The sequence below is a fragment of the Microbispora hainanensis genome (assembly GCF_036186745.1).
GTDB lineage: Bacteria > Actinomycetota > Actinomycetes > Streptosporangiales > Streptosporangiaceae > Microbispora.
Genome location: NZ_CP108086.1, coordinates 2,000,420 through 2,017,786 on the forward strand (window position 1 = coordinate 2,000,420; position 17,367 = coordinate 2,017,786).

A 17,367-nucleotide genomic window follows, 5' to 3' on the forward strand; every position below is an offset into this window, starting at 1 on the left:
GAGGCCGACACAGCATCGGGCGCCGACGCGCGGCGAAACGGCCGAGAACATGGCGGGACACGGACGCGGGAAGACGCCGTCCGCGCCCGGCCGGACGCTACGGTGTGACGAGATTCCGGGCGGGCGGACGGGTGGTGGCGATGCTTCTTTCACACAGCGCATCTGGGCGTGTCCCGCTGTTCGCCGTCGTCCTCGTCGCGGCCGCCGCCGCGCAGGCCCTGCTCACCGCTCCCGCGTACGCGCGGGCCGGGCGGGGCGACGGGGACGGCCCCACCTCCGTAGGGAACGGCACGCGCAACCGGAACATCGTCAACCTGCACAGCCCCACCCGCAATCGCGGCCACCAGCACACGGCGGCCAGCACCGCGGGCGGGGCCACCAACGTGGAGGACGGTTTCTGCCGCCGCACCAGGAACTGCGACATCAAGCAGAACATCGTGGTCGCCGTCGCCGCGCCCCTGTGAACGACCTCTATTCGCTCAGCGCGCGTACGGCCTCTTCCGGGCTGTCGTAGAGGGACAGCAGCTGGTCGAGGCCCATGATCTGGAAGACCCGGGCGATGTCGGAGTGCAGACCGGCCAGGAGCAGGGCGGCGCCCACGTCGGCGGCGCGCTGGTGGGCCGCGACCAGTGTGGCGATGCCGGTGGAGTCGCAGAAGGTCAGGCCGGACAGGTCGACGACCAGGCCGGAGCCGGGGCCGAACTCGACCTCCTCCAGGGCCGCCCGTAGGCGTGGGGTGGTGTGATGGTCCAGGTCACCGGTCACGACCAGCAGGCGCGGCCCGGAGACGGGCGACTGGAGGCTGACGGTCAGACCGTTGTCATGCTGCACCGAGACTCCCGGAGGACGGCGTTCGAGTTGCGGGTGGCACGGCGTGCGGCCGCGAGGCGGCTCGCCTCCGTGGGAGAGGCGAGCGACATCGGTCTGCCGGACGCTTCGTCGACGGTGCTGACGTCGAGCTCCTTCCGTCGCACCGGGCCGGGGCCCTGGGATGTTCCGCCTGGCCGGTGCGTGATGCGCCCATCCTATGGAACGGCCGAACCGTGTTGCCCATACCTGACGGACGCTTCCCTAACCGGGCGGAAGCGTCCCTAACCTGCCGGGCTCGCGCTTTCCCGGCCGATGGGCCAGGCGTCACCCCAGACGGCGTCGCGCGCCTCGCGGTAGGTCTCGCCCTGCCGCTTGGAGACCGGGCGGTCGGCCAGCCCGTCCTCGGCCGTGCACAGGCGCAGCGTGACCAGCCCCTTGCGCTTGACGGGGTGGCGGAGGATCCGGCTCTCCGCTCGCGGCGATGGCCGGGCCGACGCCGCGACATAGGAGAACTTCTCGTCTTCGAAGCTCAGCGTGCCGTCCTTGATCCGCCGGTGCAGGGCGGTGCGGTTGAGCCGGACCGCGAAGTGACACCAGTCCTGGCCGGGGCGGATCGGGCACTCGCCGTCGTGCGGGCAGGGGGCGACCACGTGCAGGCCCGATGCGGCCAGCAACCGCCGGGCCGCCGCGATCCGGGCATATCCGGCGGGCGTGCCGGGCTCGACGATCACGAGCATGCCCGCTCCCCGGGCCGCTCCCTTGGCCGCTCCCTGGGCCGCTCCCCGGGCCAAGGTACCGACCACGTCCTCCTGGACGGCGGGCGACAGCTCGCCGAGCACATAGGACATCGTGACCAGGTCGGCCGTCGGCGCGGGCGCGCTCCGGTCGACGAACGCCTGCTGCCAGCGCGCCTCGCGTACGGCCACGGCGGGCGCGTGCCCGGCCAGCCGGCGCCCGAAGGCGATGGCCGAGGGTGACTGCTCCAGCACGGTGGCCGTGCGCAGGGTCGGCCAGACCGCGCTCGCGGCCCACAACGCGCTGCCGGTCCCACCACCCACGTCCATCTGCGTCTCCGGCGCGAACCCGGGGGCCAGCAGGGCGACCTGACGCAGCGCGGCGCGCACGGCGCTGTAGGTCGCCGGCATGCGATAACCGGCGTACGCCGCGACCGCGGCCTCCGTGCCCAGCGCGGGCACGCTGCGGTCGAAGCCCTCCCGATACTGGCGGATCAGCGTCTGCACGCTCCGCGTCAGCTCGGTCGTGGGGAAGCGGCCCAGCGACGCTTCGAGCGCGTCGTCCAGGTCGTCGGGCAGGGTGGACACGGCGTTCATGATGACACGGCGTTCCCGCAGCTCCCTGCTCAGGTCGTCGAAACGACGAGCCGGACGGCGATGGTGCGGGAGGCGCCCTCGTGGTCGGCCGGCGCCGTGAAGGTGAGCGTGAGCCGGGCGCCGGTCTCCGCGCGCTCCAGGAGCGGGTGCCCGCGTGTGACCGCCGCAACCGGCCGGTCCCACGTCACCGTCAGCTCGTCGAGGGCACGCCGGGGATCGGCAACCGTGACCGTGGCCGTGCCGTCGCCGAGGTCGCGTACGAGGACCGCGCACGGACCGGAGGCCGTCAGGAGGCCCGCGTGTCCGCCCGTCCAGAAGTTGACCGCGGTGACGCCCAGCGACGGGACCTCGATCCCCTGCTGCGCCGAGGTGTTGGCGAGCACCCGGGCCCGGCCGGGATCGGCGGCGCGGGCGGCGGTCTCGGCCGGGCCCGCCCCCGGCATGAGGTGGTAGACGTAGTCGGCCGCGTCGGGGTCCACACCGTGGTCGAGCCACAGCGTGGTGTAGGTCCGGGTGACCCCCGCGGCCGTGCGGTCCTCGCGCAGCGTGCGCAGCGGCCGGCCGGCGGGCACGACGTAACCGCCGTGGCCGTCCAGGTGCGCCCATCCGGTCGCCACGGTGAGCCGGGCGCCGGTCCTGCGGTTGTCCACGACGGTCTCGACCGGCACGCCGTCGCGGCACGTGATGCCGGCGCCGAGGCAGACCACGGTGTCGTCGAGGAAGAACCAGGATTTGAACGCCTCCAGCGTGCTCTCCAGGCCGTAGAGGTGCTGGCCCACGGCGGCGTACGTGCCGTCGGTCGCGCCGCCGACCCATTCGGCCGGCGGGCGGGTGTCGCCCCACGCGCCGCCCGCGCCGTCGGGCAGCCGCCGGGTGGAGACCGTCGTGCCCGGCAGCCGGTAGGGGTCCACGGTGGGCCAGAAGGCGTCGGAGTAGTGGTCGCCGTGCCCGCGCGCCCACCAGTAGAGCATCCCCGAGCCGGTGTGCCAGCCGCGCAGGTTCTCACCGTTGCCGTGCTCGTAGCGCGCCACGCGGGAGGAGGCCATGCTGACCGCCGCGCACCAGCCGAGCCTGCGGTGAACGGCGCGGGCGCTCGCCGGGAACAGCCGGTGCCCGGCGGGCTCGGCGGCGGCCGGGACGGTCGCGTCGTCCAGCACCGCCGACAGCCGCCCGTGGAACGCGAGATCGCTCTGGGCCGCCGCCGTGAGCATGGGCTTGACGGTGTCGCGGACGGCCCAGCCCTTGACCATGGCGCGCCAGCGGGCCCGCTCGGCCTCCGGGGCGGTCTCGGCCAGCAGCAGGACCGCCGCGGCGATCTCCCTGCCCCTCCGGTGGTCGCCGTACGACCCTCTGGTGATGCCCCGGCCGCGTACGAGGTCCATGCAGGCGCCGTCGTGGACGAAGGGCGCGAACGCCAGGTCGACGGCGTCGAGCACGGTGCCCGCCGCCGGGTCGGTGATCTCCCACGGTGTGCCGCGCAGCACGGCGAACAGCGTCGCGAGGCCGGTCAGCAGCACCGCGCCATATCCGCCCTGATAGGGGACGGACCCGTGCTGGATGAACGAGCCGTCGCGGTGGAAGCCGTCGCCATCGGTGACGTAGGGGAACACCGGGGAGAGCGCGGAGACCGCGAGCGCGGCACGATCGGGATCTGCCCCGGCGATCGCCCGCAGCAGCGTGACCGTGCACAGATCGACCCGGTTCGCCCCGGTGCTGTTGCCCTCGTAGTCGTCCAGGCGGCTCTCCGGCACGAAGGCGTCCACCGCCGCGCACAGCGCCGCGACCTGGGTGTCCGTCACATACGCGGCCGCCAGCACGGCGGCGTCGAGCAGCGCCCGGGGCGTCCCGATCTGCCAGTCCCACCAGTTGCCCGTCTGCTCGGCGTCCTCGGCGTACACGTGGCGCACGTAGTGCTCGATGCCCGCGGCTACCGCCGTGCCGAGCCCCGGCTCCGCGGTCAGCCCGGTGCCGGGCAGCGCGTACGCGCGGGCCATCGCCCGCAACCGGGCCGGGGTGGCGTCGAGCGAGGGGAAGGGCAGGTCGGGCCAGAGCGATCGGGCGGTCGGCGTCATCGTGTCGCGGTGCCGGCGGGCCTGCGCGCCCAGCCGCGCCAGCCGGCTCCGGTACGGCTCCCGCTCCGGGTCGAAGGTCCCGGGATATCCGAGCGTGACCTCGCGCCATCGGCGGCGCAGCAGGGTGAAGGTCGCGGGGTCGGCCTTCCGGCGGGGAGCGCAGGCGGCGGTCAGCGCGGCGAGCCCGCCGAGCTGCAGAAATAATCGCCGGGAAGGTCCGTTCACGCGTAGATTATCCGCGCGCTTCCCCTCTTTCATCGATCTTCCGCACGGCTCTATGGGAGCGCTCCCAGATGACGTACTTTACTTCTGCCGTTGTCACCGGGAAAAGGAGCGCGTCGTGCGACGACTGTTACCCGTGGTGTCCTCCTGTCTGGCCCTGCTGCTGTCGCCGGCCCCCGCGTCGGCCGCCTCCGCGTCCCCGTCACACGGGCCGGACACCTGCGCGAAGGGCGGCACGCTGTTCTGCGAGGACTTCCAGTCGCTGCCGGTCGGCGGCGCGGCGAGCCTCAAGTGGGGCGTCGACACCAAGCACGGCACGCTCACGGTGGAGCGCGGCCCCCGCGGCCAGAAGATGCTGCACGTCCACACCGAGGGCAACGGCCGGGCGTTCCTCAAGGTGGACGACTTCGCCCCGCCCGGCAACGGCTTCTACGGCCGCCTGCGGCTGCGCGTCAAGGCGTTCCCCACCGCCCCCGACTGGGCCCACTACACGCTGGTCGAGGCCACCGGCGCGGGGCCGGAGATCGTCCGGCCGCTCGGCGGTCAGTGGGTCCCCACGCTGGGCAAGGACCTGTGGGGCGTCGGCGCGGACGGCGGCCCGACGGGCGACTGGACCAACTGGCGCGAGTCGGCCCCGTCGCGGGCGGACGTGTGGCAGTGCGTCGAGTGGCGGATGGATCCCGCCGACAACGCGATCTCGCTCTGGTTCGACGGCGTGCCCAAGCCCGACCTCACCGTGTCGACCCGGAGCCACGGCGGCAACGACGTCGACTTCGTCTTCCCCCGCTTCGACACCGTGAAGATCGGCTGGCAGCTCTACCAGCCGAACCCCTCCCCCTCGGCGTACGACCTCTGGGTGGACGACATCGCCCTGAGCAGCAGGCGCGTCGGCTGCGCCTGACGTCTCACGCGCCCGGTCACGCGGCCCGTCACGCGCCCGGTCACGCGCCCGGTCACGCGGCCCGTCACGCGGTCTGCCGGGCATCGCGCGGGCCGGTCAGCAGGCGCAGCGAGCCTGCGGCCAGGCCCGCGACGAGCACCACATGGACGACCAGATGGACGGCCATGAAATAGGCGGCGAAGATCGGCCCCCGCTGCCGCCGTACGAACCCGACCAGCTCCGGATCGGCGAGGACGAACCCGGCGACGAACACGGCAGGGACGGCGAGCAGCAGGGGATGGAACAGCCCGAACGGCACGCTCAGCAGCACCAGCCCCAGCCCGGCCAGGGCGAGCCCGCACGACAGGATGCCCGCCGGGCTGTTGGCGTGCTCCGGCTTGGCGGCCCCGCGCCGGGTGGTGGTCAGCGCGAGCGGGATCAGCGGCAGCGCCCGCCGCCACTGCTCGCCGAGCACCGGCAGCAGGCGGCTGCCGTCGTCGTGGCGGCCCACGACCGTGTCGGTCAGCACGATCCGGCTGCGTACGGCGAGCCTGCTGCTGTATTCGACGTCCTCGCAGTCGCGCAGCCGCTCGTCGAGCCTGCCCACGGCCAGCAGCACGTCGCGGCGGACGGCGGCGAGGGCGAACACCACGCTGTTGACCTCGCCCAGGTGGCGACGGCGCCAGTGCACCGCGTGGAGGATGCGATACCACTCGACCGGCCCGTCGTCGATGAGCGGCACGGTGTCGTAGACCCCGTGGACGCAGCCGACCTCGGGATCGTGCTCCAGGATCTCCATCGCGTTCGCGACGGCGTCGGGCCGCAGCGCCACGTCGGAGTCGAGGAAGAAGATCACATCGCCCGTGGTGGCGTCGATCCCGGCGTTCCTGGCGGCCGACACGCCCCGGTTCTCCGGCAGCCGCACGACCCGGCAGCCCAGCTCCTCGGCGATCCGCGCCGAGCCGTCGGTGCTCGCGTCGTCCACCACGACGATCTCGCCGGGCGGCCGGGTCTGCGCCAGCGCCGACTCCAGGCACAGCCGCAACGTCCTGGCCGCGTTGTAGCACGGCACGACCAGCGAGATCATCGTCTCGTCCCCTCCGTCGAGAGCACCTTGGCGTACACGGCGAGCGTCTCCTCGGCGGCGCGGCCCCAGCTCAGCGTCTCGCGCACCAGCCGCTCGCCCCGCTCGGCCAGGGCGCGGCGCAGCCCGGGATCTGTCATGACCTCGATCACCCCGTCGGCGATGTCGCGGGGATCGGCCGCCCGCACGAACCGTACGGCGGGCCGCTCGGGGTCGCCGAGGAAGATCCGGGAGAAGCCGTCACCGAGGATCACCGGCCGGGCCAGGGCCATCGCCTCGGTCGCCACCAACCCGAACGGCTCGAAGAGCGAGGGGAAGACGCAGGCGTCGGCCATCGCGTAATAGTCCAGCAGCGCCCGCTTGTCCACGAAGCCGCCGGAGGTCAGCACCCGGCCGCCGAGCCCGCTCTCGTTGACGATCCGCGCGACGCCCGCCTCGTCGCCCTCCCCCACGAGCACCAGGCGCAGCCCCGGCACGGCGGGCGCGATGTCGCGCATGGCGTCGAGCAGCGGATAGATCCCCTTCTGCCGTTCGAGGCGGCCGACGAACAGCAGCACCGGATCGTCCTCGGCGATGCCGAGCCGGGCGCGCAGGTCCGCCGCGCCGGCGCGCAGCCTGTCGCGGTCGAACGCGGGGTCGGCGACCACCCGCTCGTACGTGCCGCCGAGGCGGACGACGTCGATGGGCGAGCGGTCCCAGCCCGCCTCGAGCAGTTGCTCGCGCACCTCCGGGGTGGCGACCACGACCCGCCGGGAGATCCGCGCCAGCCACCGCTCCAGCGCGGCGAACAGGTTGAGCGGGTCGGTGATGCTGCGCTGCGGGGCGACGCCATATTCGGTGGTGTGCACGTGGAACACGACCGGCAGCCGCAGCACGTAGTGGCACAGCAGGCCGCACAGGAAGTTCGTCGAGTCGTGCACGGCGACGAGATCGGGCCGCCGGCCGGGACGCAGCCGCCGCAGGAGCAGGAAGTAGCGCCAGTTGCTCACCACGACGGTCAGCGCGAGCAGGAGGAACTCCACACCCCGCGTCCGGTTGAGCCGCCTGCGGCGGGCGATCGCCCTGGTCAGCAGCACGAGCACCCGCCCGCGCGGCCGGTAGACGCCGATGCCGCCGGCCCGCTCCCACACGGGCAGGCGGCCGTCGTTCAGCGTGAAGACCGCCATCTCGTGGTCGCGGGCCAGGTGGGGGGCGATCAGCTCGGCGTAGCGGCCGAGCCCCGCCGTGATGTTGGGCGGGAACTGGTTGATGACGTGGGCGATCCTCACCCGCGCACCTCCGATGCGCCGGCCGGCCGATAGAGCCGGGCGGAGACGGCCGTCACGACGGCCACGAGGACGAGATTGCTCAGGGCGAAGGCCACCAGCCCGCCGATCAGCCCCTGCCAGGCGATCAGCGCCGCCTGGCAGGCGAGCGCGAGCGGCGTCCCGGCCAGCAGGCAGCCGATGAGCACCTTGGCCCCCCGCACCCCGTCCATGGTCAGGGCGACCTGCTGGAGGTTGAACACCGTGTGCGCGCCGATCCCGAGCGCCGACAGCGCCATCAGGCCCAGCGCGTACGGATACTCGCCTCCCACGAGCAGGAAGAAGACCGTGCTCGCCGCGAACGAGAACACGGCGGTCGCCGCGAACACCACCGGGGCGAGCCGGGCGATCCGCCGCATCACGGCGGGTTTGTCCAAGGTCGCCAGCGTGGGCAGCAGCACCAGGCCGATCCCGTCGGTGAACACCACCCCGAGCAGCCGTTTGGGGAAACCGTTGTAGACGGAGTAGACGCCCACGTCGGCCCGGGGTGCCCAGTGGTTGAGGAAGATCACGTCCACCCCGAACACCACCGCCGTCAGCGCGGCGATGGCGGTGACGTACGCGCCGTGCCGGTAGAGCGAGCGGGCCAGCGCCCACGACCACGACCGGGGCACGACCTCGAACCCGGCGGCCGAGACCAGGGCGAAGACCAGGTTGGTGCCGATCAGCGCGACCAGGTAGGGCTCGGCGTCCCGCACGCCGAAGACCAGCAGGCAGCACGCGGCGGCGCCCAGATAGACGACGGCCACGGCGAGCTTGAGCCCGGCGACGAGGCGGAACCTCTTCAGCCCGCGCAGGAAGCTCTCGGTGAGCTGGTTGAGCGTCATCGACAGCGCCAGCGCCAGCGCGAAGGCGAGCGTGCGGGTGTCCACGCCGAGCACGGCGGTCAGCAGCGGCGCGGCGGCGAGACCCGCGGCGAAGACCACCGCGCCCAGCACGAGCGTGGCCAGCAGCGCCGTCGTCACCAGGGCGGGCCGCGCCCCCGGCTCGGCCCGCGGCAACTCCTGGAACATGACGTAGTTGAGGCTGGTCAGCATGCCGACGGTGACGATCAGCGCGATCGACAGGACCACGGTGAACTGGCCGAACGCCGCGGCGCCGATCCCCCGCGCGATGACGAGCGTGGTCGCGGCGGCCGTGCCGCTGGCCATGGTGCTGACCAGCGTGGGCCCGGCGGCCCAGCGGTGGGCGGCCAGGAGCCCGGCCGCCCGGTCCGTCAGCGCGCCCACCCCGTCACGCCCACCGCAGGTGTGCCCGCCGGGCGAATTCGAGGTCGTCGGCCGTGTTGACGCCGCGCGCCTCGTCGGGGTCGGTCACCGGCACCACCGTCAGCGGCCAGTGCCGCTCCCGGGACAGATAGGGCAGGAACGGCAGGAAGTTGACCTCCCCGGTGCGGGCGCCCACGTCCGCCCCGCCCAGATAGCGGGTCCACTCCTCCCGGAGCCCCCCAGTGGTCAGGCCCGTGCTCGTACGCGTGCTCAGGCAGAAGACGCCCACGTCGCTGAGCCCGCCGGGGCGGCACTCGTCGCCCTCCCGCGACTGGCGCACCCGCACCAGCGTCCCGGCGTCGTCGAGCTCATACTCCACGTACGGCTCGGCCATCGGCACCAGCGGGAGCGTGATCCCCTTCTCGTGCGCCCGGACGACCCGGCCGGCCGTCTCGGGGGACAGGCCCGCCTGGTCGCCCCAGACCACCAGGATCGTGTCGTACGCCTCCCAGTGCGGCGCGGCGCCGAAGATCGCGCCGCCCATCCCGGTGGGCCGCTCCTGCACGCTCACCGAGACCGCGCCGGTCGCGATCTCGTCCGCCGCCAGCGCCCGGAACGGCCCCTCACCCTGCGGGGACATCACGACGTGGACGTGCTCGACGTACGGCCGCAGCCGCTCGTGCAGCACGTGCCACACCGTGACGCCGTCGGCGATCTCCACCATGATCTTGGGGATGTCCAGGCCGAGGCGGCTCCCCCGCCCGGCCGCCGGGATCACCGCGCACAACCGTTCAGCAGGCACCGCCCACCTCCGCGTACAGGAGAGACAGGATCTGTTCGAGGTCGCGTACGGCCACCGCCCCGGGAGCGGGCTCCGCCGTGTGGACGTGCAGGGTCGTCAGGCCCGCGCCGACCGCCGACGCCACCCCGTGCGCGGAGTCCTCCAGCACCACGGCCGCGCCGGGGTCGAGCCCCCAGTGCGCGCACGCGTACGCGTAGAAGGCCGGGTCGGGCTTGCTCGCCGGGACGTCGTCGCTGGTGAGCACGCCCCTGAAGTACGCGCCCAGCGAGCAGGCGGCGAGCACCCGCGCGACCGACGCCCGGCTGCCGCTGGTGACGAGGTAGGCGTCGCGGCCGGCGGCGACCAGGCGGCCGAGCAGTCGCCGCGCGCCGGGGAACACCGCCACCACGCCGGCCCGCTCGCGGTAGAGCCGCTGCTTCAGCCGGGCCAGCCGGTCCGCCTCCCCGGTCTCGCCCAGCAGGCGCACCGCCACCTCGCGGGTGCTCGCGCCCGCGTGGTCGGCGTAGCGGAAGGACGCGAGCCGATCGGGCGCGACCTCGGCGATGGCCTGCCGGAACGCCGCCTCGTGCGCCGGGCAGGAGTCCACCAGCGTGCCGTCGAGGTCGAAGAGCCAGACGCGGCGGGCGCACGCGTCCGCCAGGACCGCCGTCATCGGGCCCGCGCCAAGGCCGCCTCGTCCCTGATGGCGAGCAGGGCCTCGGCCGTGCGTTCCGCGTGGTGCACGCCGCGGTGATCCAGGTCGGCGCCGATCCAGCGGGCCCCCGCCCATTCCCCCCGGTCGAGCACGCCGTACGGCACCGCCGGGGCGTCCGGCGTGGACGCGTGATGGCTCAGCACGTGGGTCACCAGCCGCCGCTCGTTGCGGGGATCACCGAGGTAGGCCAGCGTGCGGTCCACGAGGTCGGGCGCGCTCAGCCCCCGGACGTCGTGGTCGTTGCGGGTGTTGACGACGAACACCTTGGCCGCCGCCCGGCTCCGCGCGACGGCGTCGGCCACGCCCGGCGTGAGATAGCTGGGCAGGAGCGAGGAGTGCGGGGTGCCGGGGCCATAGACGATGAGGTCGGCGTCGCGGATCGCCGCGAGCGCCCGCGGGTTCGGCGTCACCTCGGCGCGCTCGCGGCGCAGGACCTCCCTGGTCCACGCGGGCGGCAGCGCCTCCAGCTCGGCCCGCCGCCGCGCGCCGAGCGGCTCGCGCAGCAGGAACAGGTCGGTGATCGCTCCGGGGCCCTGCGGCGCGACGATCTCGGCCTCGTCGGCCAGCAGGCCGCCGTCGCGCCGGAGCGCGGCCAGGAAGGCGTTCTCCCCGTTGGTCACGTTGAGCAGCCGTACGGGTGAGCCGAACGTTCGGGCGCAGGCCTCGACGGCGGCGTTGAAGTCCCGGCCGAGCCGCAGGTAGGCCCCCGCGAACACGAGGTTGCCGAGCGCGCAGTCGGAAAGGTCGAGCCCGTGCGGATAGGCGGCGAGCCGCCGGGCGAACACGCGCAGGTCGGCCGTGACGGCCTCGCGGGCCGCCTCCGGCAGCGCCGCGAACCGGCCGCGCCGCGCGGTGATCGACTCGATGACGGCGGCGAGCCCCGCGGGCGTCGTCCCGCCCGGCAGCCGGTGGTCGAGCACGGCCGCCAGCGCGGCCTGCGCCGGATCGGCGGGATCGAGGTGGAGCAGGAGGTTCTTGCGGAAGTCCGACGGCCCGAGCATCCCGGGCAGATAGCGCCGCAGCGCGCCGGTGGAAAGGCCGTTGTCGTAGCCGTTCACGATCAGCGACAGGACGACGCCCGGAGCGCCCAGCATGCCCCTCGCGATGCCGGCCGCCCCTCGTCCGCCGCAGAACATCGTCACCGCGACGTTCATCGGCTCTCCTCACGCGCCGCCGGCCTGCGCAGGACCCCCCGGCGCAGCAGCCAGTGGCGATAGCCGAGATAGGCGACGAACAGAGCCCGGTCGCGGGCGCCGCGCCAGTATCGCCAGCCGCGCGCGCCGCCGCCGCGCTCCCGGTGCTCTATCGGGACCTCCACCCACGCGTGGCCCATCTCGGCGACCCGCGCGGTGATCTCGGTCGAGCAGTTCATCCCGGCCGACTCCAGCGGCAGCGACCGGAAGAGCGGGCCGTGCACCACCTTGAAGATCGAGTTGAAGTCGCGGTAGCGCGTGTGGTGGAGCAGGTTGCTGACCGCGCCGCTGGCCGCCGACCCCCATCGGTAGGCCAGGCCGTCGGCCTTCCTGATCCGTGCCCCGGAGAACGCCAGGGCCTCCCCTGCCTGGAGGCGCGGCAGGATGCGATCGAGGTTGGCGATCGGAAACTGGCCGTCGGAGTCGAGCAGCACCACCCAGTCGAGCCGGGTATGGGCGATCGCGGCGGCGATGGCCGCGCCCGCGCCGCGGTTGCGCTCGAACGTGACGACGACGAGCCGCGGGCACCGTTCCCGCAGGCCGGCCAGGATCTCGCCGGTCGCGTCGCGGCTCCCGTCGTCGCAGACCACGATCTCCCAGTCGCCCACGGCCGGGGCGTTCTCCAGGTAGTCCTGCCACTCGCCCACCACCGCCGCGATGGTCTCCGCCTCGTTGTACGCGGGCGCGGCCACGGAGATGTCGACGGGGATGCCGACGGGGATGCCGACTGTGCTGTTCACGGAGGTGCTCACGGCTCCCCCGCGCCCAGCAGGCGGCCGATCCAGCGGTCGAGGGGCAGCAGGTTGACCCCGATGATGACCGGGACGTGCACGAGCGCGAACACGATCGTCGCGCCGAACGAGATCGGCCCCCCGGTGAAGAGGTTGATGTGCGGCGCGTCGATGACCTCGGGGATGCCGACCGGGTTGACGACGAACCACATGATGTCGAGGAAGCCCGAGAACACGATGAGGACCCCGCTCAGCATGATCTTCAGGGTGCGGCCCGGGGTGCCCCCGCCGATGCGGTAGGCGGCGGCCACCGTGAGCACGATGCCGGGATAGAGCAGCAGATAGAGGTGCGTGTAGAAGCTGTCGCCCTGGGCCCGCGCGCCGTCGCCGTAGTAGAACCAGCTGATCCGCGGGATGAGATAGCCGGTGAAGAAGACGAACGGCACGTAGAGCAGCCAGTTCAGCCGGGGAGACACCCAGGGGAAGACCGCGATGGCCACGCACAGGCAGGCGAACGCGACCAGCTTGGCCACCAGTTCCCAGGGCGAGCCGATCTCCCTGGCGTGCGGCGTGGCCAGCCACACGAAGGCGAACCCGAGCGCCCCGACGGCCAGGGCCATCCACCACAGGTGGGGCGCCCAGGGGCGGGAGCCGGCGCGGACGACGTCCGCCGGGACATCTCCGTCGAGCCGGGACGGAGGACTTTTGCCGAATGCCGTCATGGAGACGCGGCACCTTCCTTCCAACGTGCCCTTCGGGCAGGCGTGCCGGATGGCGCTGCGGAGAATGCAGCCGGGCGGAGCGGGAGCGCTCCCACGCATTATGTCATTCTCATCAAGAAATGCGTCCGGAATATCAGATATTGGGCGCTAGGTGCGGACATTTACCACATCTGCGCTGGTCAGACATGATGCCTGGCAGAGAAATTGTACTGATGGGTAGTTGAATCCGGCGCTATCTCCCCAATTCACGTGCGTTACGGACAATGTCAACCGTGTTTGCGGACGTATGTCAATTCCGGTCCGACACTATTCGGTCCGTCCGCAATACGGGAAATGCCCTATCGGCCCGCACCGGGCTCGGCCGGCGGAGCGCCCGGCGGGGCTGGCGAGCTCGGCGGGGCGTCCGTGAGCGTCCCGCGAGGGTGAGCAGCAGCCTCGTACGGCCCGCTGCCCGCTTAGCCCATGACGACGGCCGGCGTCCCGGGGGCCATACGCAGGCAGGCGTGACGGGGCGACCTCGTGAGGGTGATGAACGTTTCACGGAATCTTGTCGCCACCCCGCTCTCAGGTTAATTTGTTTGGCCAATTGACGAACTAACTGACGTCGTCGACACTCCGAGAAAAACCCCCCGTTCCCGGAAGGATCGCACCAATGAGCCAACCGCCCGGCGGCCCCCTGACCAGCCGCCGCGGATTCCTCGGACTGGTCGGCGCGGGCGCGCTCGCCGCCGCAGGTCTCACCGGCTGCGCGGCCAAGAAGGAAGTGTCCAAGGGCACCGCCGTCGCCGCCGACAAGCTGAAGGGCCTCGTGCCCACCCGCGTGCCGTTCCAGGTGCCCGGCCTGTCGCCCGACCTGCCGGGCTCCGAATTCGTCGAACCCGGCTTCCTGACCAGGCCGGGCACGATGGTCCAGGCCGTCGCCGCCAAGCCGATCACCAGCGGCGCGGAGGTGAAGGTCATGACCCCGCTGTGGGGCACCGTCCCTCCCGGCCTCGGCGAGAACTCCTACTACGACGCCGTCAACGAGCGGCTCGGCGGAGCCGTCCGGTTCAACATCTCCGACGGCAACACCTACGTCGACAAGCTGAACACGATCCTGGCCAGCGGCGACGTCCCCGACATGATCCAGATCCCGGGCTGGAACCTGATCAGCATCGCTCACTTCACCGAGGCGGCCAACAAGCTCTTCGCCGACCTGTCGCCCTACCTCGCGGGCGACAAGGCCAAGGAGTTCCCGCTGCTGGCCAGCTACGACACCGCCGCGTGGGAGTACGGCGTGTTCGGCGGCGTGCTCCAGGGCATCCCGTGGCAGAACGCGCCCTATCCGTTCGCCACCGTCGTGCGTCAGGACATCCTCGACGAGCTCGGCCTGCCCGCGCCCACGAGCGCCGACGACCTGCTCACGCTGGGCAAGGAGCTGACCGACCCGAAGAAGAAGCGCTGGGCGTTCGGCGGCATGGACCAGGAGGTCCAGCGGGCGTTCGGCGCCCCGCGCGAGTGGCGCAAGCAGCCCGACGGCACGCTGATCTACAAGTACGAGACGCCCGAGTGGCTGCAGTCGATCGAGCTGGTGACCAAGCTCTTCGAGGCCGGATATGTCCACCCGGACGTCGTGGCCAACCAGTTCGCCGACCACAAGGAGCCCTTCGGCGCCGGGCAGATCGTCATGTACAAGGACGGGATCGGCGCGATCCACGAGCTGTTCGGCCGGTTCCTGCCCGGCAACCCCAAGTTCAACGTGCGGGCGGTGGACCCCTACCCGGCCCACGCGGGCGGCAAGGTCATCGTCTGGCGCAACGAGCCCGCCGGCATGTTCTGCTTCATCAAGAAGGGCCTCGGCGACGCCCGTACGCGCGAGCTGATCGGCATCGCCAACTGGTGCTCCGCGCCGTACGGCACGCAGGAGTACGACCTGGTCAACAACGGCGTCGAGGGCAAGCACTTCACGATCAAGGACGGGCAGGTCCAGCAGACCGCGCTCGGCCGCAAGGAGTTCGCCCCGACGTACATGTTCCTGTCCGGGCGGCCCGGCGCGATCACCGAGAACCAGTACCCCGGCTACGTCGAGGCGTACCACGGCTGGCAGCAGACGGCTTCGCAATACCTGGAGAACGACCCGTTCGTCGGCATCCGGGTCGAGGTGCCGTCGAAGATGGCCGCTCTCGTCAAGCCGACCGAGGACAAGATGAACGAGATCTTCCGCGGCAAGCGCCCGATCTCGGAGTGGGCCCAGATCGTCAAGGACTGGCAGGAGCAGGGCGGCAACGAGGCCCGCGAGTTCTACATGAAGGTCGCCAGGGAGAACGGCCGGCTGTGAGCGCGAACGCGGACACGGGGAGCGTGGCGGAGGTCCGGCCCGGGGCGACCCAGGCCGGACCTGCCCCCGGCCCACAGAAGGACACGCAGAACGACACACAGAACGACACACAGAACGACACGCGGCGCGACTCCTTCGCCGCGCGGCTGCGCCGCGACTGGCCGCTGCTGGTCATGGCCATGCCGATGCTGGTGCTCGTCACCGCCTTCTGGTGGGTGCCGGCGCTGGGCAACGTCATCGCCTTCCAGGACTACAACCCGTTCAGCGGCGGCATCCTGGGCAGCCCGATCATCGGCTTCACCAACTTCGCCCAGCTGTTCGGCGACCCGCAGTTCATCCGGGCGATCGTGAACACCCTGGGCATCACCGCGTTCCAGCTCGTCTTCTACTTCCCGGTGCCGATCGCGCTCGCGCTGCTGCTCAACAGCGTGGTCTCCGGGCGGCTGCGGGCGTTCATCCAGGGCGTCGTCTATCTGCCCCACTTCTTCTCGTGGGTGCTGGTGGTCGCGATCTTCCAGCAGATGTTCGGCGGCGCCGGCCTCATCGCGCAGATCCTGCGCGACCACGGATACTCCGGGATCGACTGGATGACGAACTCCGACACGTTCATCCTGCTCGTGACCGCCGAGACGGTCTGGAAGGACGCCGGCTGGGGCGCGATCGTGTTCCTCGCCGCGCTCAGCACGATCGACCAGAACCTGTACGAGGCCGCCGCGGTCGACGGGGCCCGCCGCTGGCGCCGCATGTGGCACATCACGCTGCCGGGCCTGCGGCCGGTCATCGTGCTGCTGCTGATCCTGCGGCTCGGCGACGCGCTCAACGTCGGCTTCGAGCAGTTCATGCTGCAGCGCGGCGCGGTCGGCAGCAAGGTGTCGGAGGTCTTCGACACCTTCGTCTACTGGTCCGGCCTGCGCACCGGCGACTTCGGCTACGGCGCGGCGGCCGGGCTGTTCAAGGGCCTGGTCGGGCTGGTGCTCATCCTGGTGGCCAACCGGGTGGCGCACGCCCTCGGCGAACGGGGGGTGTACTCCCGATCATGAGCAAGACGAAGGTCTCCGGGCTCGCGCCCTGGGAGGAGCCGGGCTCGGTCGCGGGCCGGATCGGCAAGGGCGGCGCGCTCGCGCTCATCGTGCTCGCCGTGCTGCTGCCGCTCTACACGATCGTGCTGACCAGCCTGTCGTCGGCCGACACGGTGAACCGGGTCGGCGGCCTGGTGCTGGTGCCGGACGGCATCACGTTCGACGCGTACCGCCAGATCTTCTCCGACAGCGTGGTCAGCCGAGCGGTCCTGGTCAGCACCGGCGTCACCCTCGCCGGCACCGCGGTCAGCCTCGGCGTGAGCGTCCTCGGGGCGTACGCGCTGTCGCGGCCGGGCACCCTGTTCCACCGGCCGATCCTGTTCTGCGTGCTGCTGATGTTCGTGTTCTTCCCCGGCCTGATCCCGTCGTACCTGATGGTCGCCTCGCTCGGGCTGAAGGACTCGTACTGGTCGCTGATCCTGCCGTCGGCCGTGTCGGCGTTCAACGTCGTCGTGCTGCGGGCGTTCTTCATGAACATCCCGCGTGAGCTGCTCGACAGCGCCCGCATCGACGGCGCCGGGGAGTTCCGCATCCTGTGGCGGATCGTGCTGCCGCTGTCGAAGGCCGTCACGGCGGTCATCGGCCTGTTCTACGCCGTCGGCTACTGGAACGCGTGGTTCAACGCCATGCTCTACATCGACGACACCCGCAAGTGGCCGCTGGCCCTGATCCTGCGGTCGTACGTCGTGGACTCCAACCCGCTGCCGACGGCCACCGTGGGCGTGAGCGGCTTCGGCCAGGTCGCGCCGCCCACGCTCGCGATCAAGATGGCCATCGTCGCCATCGCCGTCCTGCCCGCCCTGGTCATCTATCCGTTCGTCCAGCGTCACTTCACCAAGGGCGTCATCATCGGCGCCATCAAGGGCTGACGCCTCCCCGGCACTCCACCCCGCGACCCGACGCCCCGCCGCGCCTCCC

At 72.0% G+C, this 17,367-nt stretch carries 16 protein-coding genes; 5 read left to right on the forward strand and 11 right to left on the reverse strand.

Features of this window, described 5'->3' with window-relative positions:
* Positions 1-140: 140 nt before the first annotated feature.
* Positions 141-464: a hypothetical protein gene (locus OHB01_RS09100; RefSeq protein ID WP_142650850.1), complete on the forward strand. Its 324-nt coding sequence runs from the start codon at positions 141-143 to the stop codon at positions 462-464.
* Between the two features lie 7 nt (positions 465-471).
* Here the strand turns inward: OHB01_RS09100 and OHB01_RS09105 are convergent, their stop codons facing one another.
* From OHB01_RS09105 to OHB01_RS09115, 3 genes are all read right to left on the reverse strand, one after another.
* On the reverse strand, positions 472-831 hold the full coding sequence (locus tag OHB01_RS09105; protein WP_260617468.1) for an STAS domain-containing protein: 360 nt from the start codon (positions 829-831) through the stop codon (positions 472-474).
* Positions 832-1,091: 260 nt separating this feature from the next.
* Positions 1,092-2,132, reverse strand: coding sequence for a small ribosomal subunit Rsm22 family protein (locus OHB01_RS09110; protein WP_261985849.1), 1,041 nt, complete (start codon positions 2,130-2,132; stop codon positions 1,092-1,094).
* Positions 2,133-2,170: 38 nt separating this feature from the next.
* Positions 2,171-4,438 carry a polysaccharide lyase 8 family protein gene (locus OHB01_RS09115; RefSeq protein ID WP_328855212.1) on the reverse strand — a complete coding sequence of 756 codons (2,268 nt, stop codon included), beginning with the start codon at positions 4,436-4,438 and terminating at the stop codon, positions 2,171-2,173.
* Between the two features lie 115 nt (positions 4,439-4,553).
* Here OHB01_RS09115 and OHB01_RS09120 point away from each other — a divergent pair, with 115 nt between their 5' ends.
* A complete protein-coding gene (locus tag OHB01_RS09120; protein WP_185949067.1) occupies positions 4,554-5,336 on the forward strand; it encodes a hypothetical protein in 783 nt (260 codons plus the stop codon).
* 64 nt (positions 5,337-5,400) lie between these two features.
* Here OHB01_RS09120 and OHB01_RS09125 read toward each other — a convergent pair whose 3' ends face one another.
* From OHB01_RS09125 to OHB01_RS09160, 8 genes are read right to left on the reverse strand one after another with little or no spacing between them, the layout of a single operon-like run.
* Positions 5,401-6,402 (reverse strand): glycosyltransferase family 2 protein, encoded by a 1,002-nt coding sequence (locus tag OHB01_RS09125; protein ID WP_168066397.1) that lies wholly within the window; start codon positions 6,400-6,402, stop codon positions 5,401-5,403.
* The gene (locus OHB01_RS09130; RefSeq protein ID WP_142650854.1) at positions 6,399-7,667 is read right to left on the reverse strand and encodes a glycosyltransferase family 4 protein; all 1,269 of its coding nucleotides are present in this window, start codon (positions 7,665-7,667) and stop codon (positions 6,399-6,401) included. The genes OHB01_RS09125 and OHB01_RS09130 overlap by 4 nt, the downstream gene beginning before the upstream one ends.
* On the reverse strand, positions 7,664-8,932 hold the full coding sequence (locus OHB01_RS09135; protein WP_168066399.1) for a lipopolysaccharide biosynthesis protein: 1,269 nt from the start codon (positions 8,930-8,932) through the stop codon (positions 7,664-7,666). Before OHB01_RS09135 ends, OHB01_RS09130 begins: the two co-directional genes overlap by 4 nt.
* Positions 8,933-8,936: 4 nt before the next feature.
* Positions 8,937-9,713, reverse strand: a complete 777-nt coding sequence (locus OHB01_RS09140) for a nucleotidyltransferase family protein (protein ID WP_260617470.1) — start codon at positions 9,711-9,713, stop codon at positions 8,937-8,939.
* Positions 9,703-10,365: an HAD family hydrolase gene (locus tag OHB01_RS09145; RefSeq protein ID WP_142650855.1), complete on the reverse strand. Its 663-nt coding sequence runs from the start codon at positions 10,363-10,365 to the stop codon at positions 9,703-9,705. The genes OHB01_RS09140 and OHB01_RS09145 overlap by 11 nt, the downstream gene beginning before the upstream one ends.
* Positions 10,362-11,561 (reverse strand): 2-phospho-L-lactate transferase CofD family protein, encoded by a 1,200-nt coding sequence (locus OHB01_RS09150; protein WP_142650856.1) that lies wholly within the window; start codon positions 11,559-11,561, stop codon positions 10,362-10,364. Before OHB01_RS09150 ends, OHB01_RS09145 begins: the two co-directional genes overlap by 4 nt.
* Positions 11,558-12,352: a glycosyltransferase family 2 protein gene (locus tag OHB01_RS09155; RefSeq protein WP_328855213.1), complete on the reverse strand. Its 795-nt coding sequence runs from the start codon at positions 12,350-12,352 to the stop codon at positions 11,558-11,560. Before OHB01_RS09155 ends, OHB01_RS09150 begins: the two co-directional genes overlap by 4 nt.
* Positions 12,349-13,053 (reverse strand): hypothetical protein, encoded by a 705-nt coding sequence (locus OHB01_RS09160; RefSeq protein WP_328855214.1) that lies wholly within the window; start codon positions 13,051-13,053, stop codon positions 12,349-12,351. Before OHB01_RS09160 ends, OHB01_RS09155 begins: the two co-directional genes overlap by 4 nt.
* A 652-nt stretch (positions 13,054-13,705) precedes the next feature.
* On the opposite strand from OHB01_RS09160, the gene OHB01_RS09165 reads away from it, so the two are divergent.
* Genes OHB01_RS09165 through OHB01_RS09175 form a run of 3 tightly spaced genes read left to right on the forward strand, consistent with a single transcriptional unit; the run spans position 13,706 to position 17,318 of the window.
* Positions 13,706-15,370 (forward strand): extracellular solute-binding protein, encoded by a 1,665-nt coding sequence (locus OHB01_RS09165; RefSeq protein WP_147943815.1) that lies wholly within the window; start codon positions 13,706-13,708, stop codon positions 15,368-15,370.
* Complete coding sequence (locus OHB01_RS09170; protein WP_261985848.1) at positions 15,367-16,410, forward strand: ABC transporter permease; 1,044 nt, start codon at positions 15,367-15,369, stop codon at positions 16,408-16,410. Before OHB01_RS09165 ends, OHB01_RS09170 begins: the two co-directional genes overlap by 4 nt.
* Positions 16,407-17,318, forward strand: coding sequence for a carbohydrate ABC transporter permease (locus OHB01_RS09175; protein WP_142650858.1), 912 nt, complete (start codon positions 16,407-16,409; stop codon positions 17,316-17,318). Before OHB01_RS09170 ends, OHB01_RS09175 begins: the two co-directional genes overlap by 4 nt.
* The last annotated feature ends 49 nt before the right edge of the window (positions 17,319-17,367 follow it).

Excerpts from the sequence above, each read along its gene's own strand:
- OHB01_RS09100 (WP_142650850.1), top strand. The coding sequence starts at position 141 with ATGCTTCTTTCACACAGCGCATCTGGGCGTGTCCCGCTGTTCGCCGTC.
- OHB01_RS09125 (WP_168066397.1), bottom strand. The coding sequence starts at position 6,402 with ATGATCTCGCTGGTCGTGCCGTGCTACAACGCGGCCAGGACGTTGCGG.
- OHB01_RS09145 (WP_142650855.1), bottom strand. The coding sequence starts at position 10,365 with ATGACGGCGGTCCTGGCGGACGCGTGCGCCCGCCGCGTCTGGCTCTTC.
- OHB01_RS09150 (WP_142650856.1), bottom strand. The coding sequence starts at position 11,561 with ATGAACGTCGCGGTGACGATGTTCTGCGGCGGACGAGGGGCGGCCGGC.
- OHB01_RS09160 (WP_328855214.1), bottom strand. The coding sequence starts at position 13,053 with ATGACGGCATTCGGCAAAAGTCCTCCGTCCCGGCTCGACGGAGATGTC.
- OHB01_RS09165 (WP_147943815.1), top strand. The coding sequence starts at position 13,706 with ATGAGCCAACCGCCCGGCGGCCCCCTGACCAGCCGCCGCGGATTCCTC.
- OHB01_RS09175 (WP_142650858.1), top strand. The coding sequence starts at position 16,407 with ATGAGCAAGACGAAGGTCTCCGGGCTCGCGCCCTGGGAGGAGCCGGGC.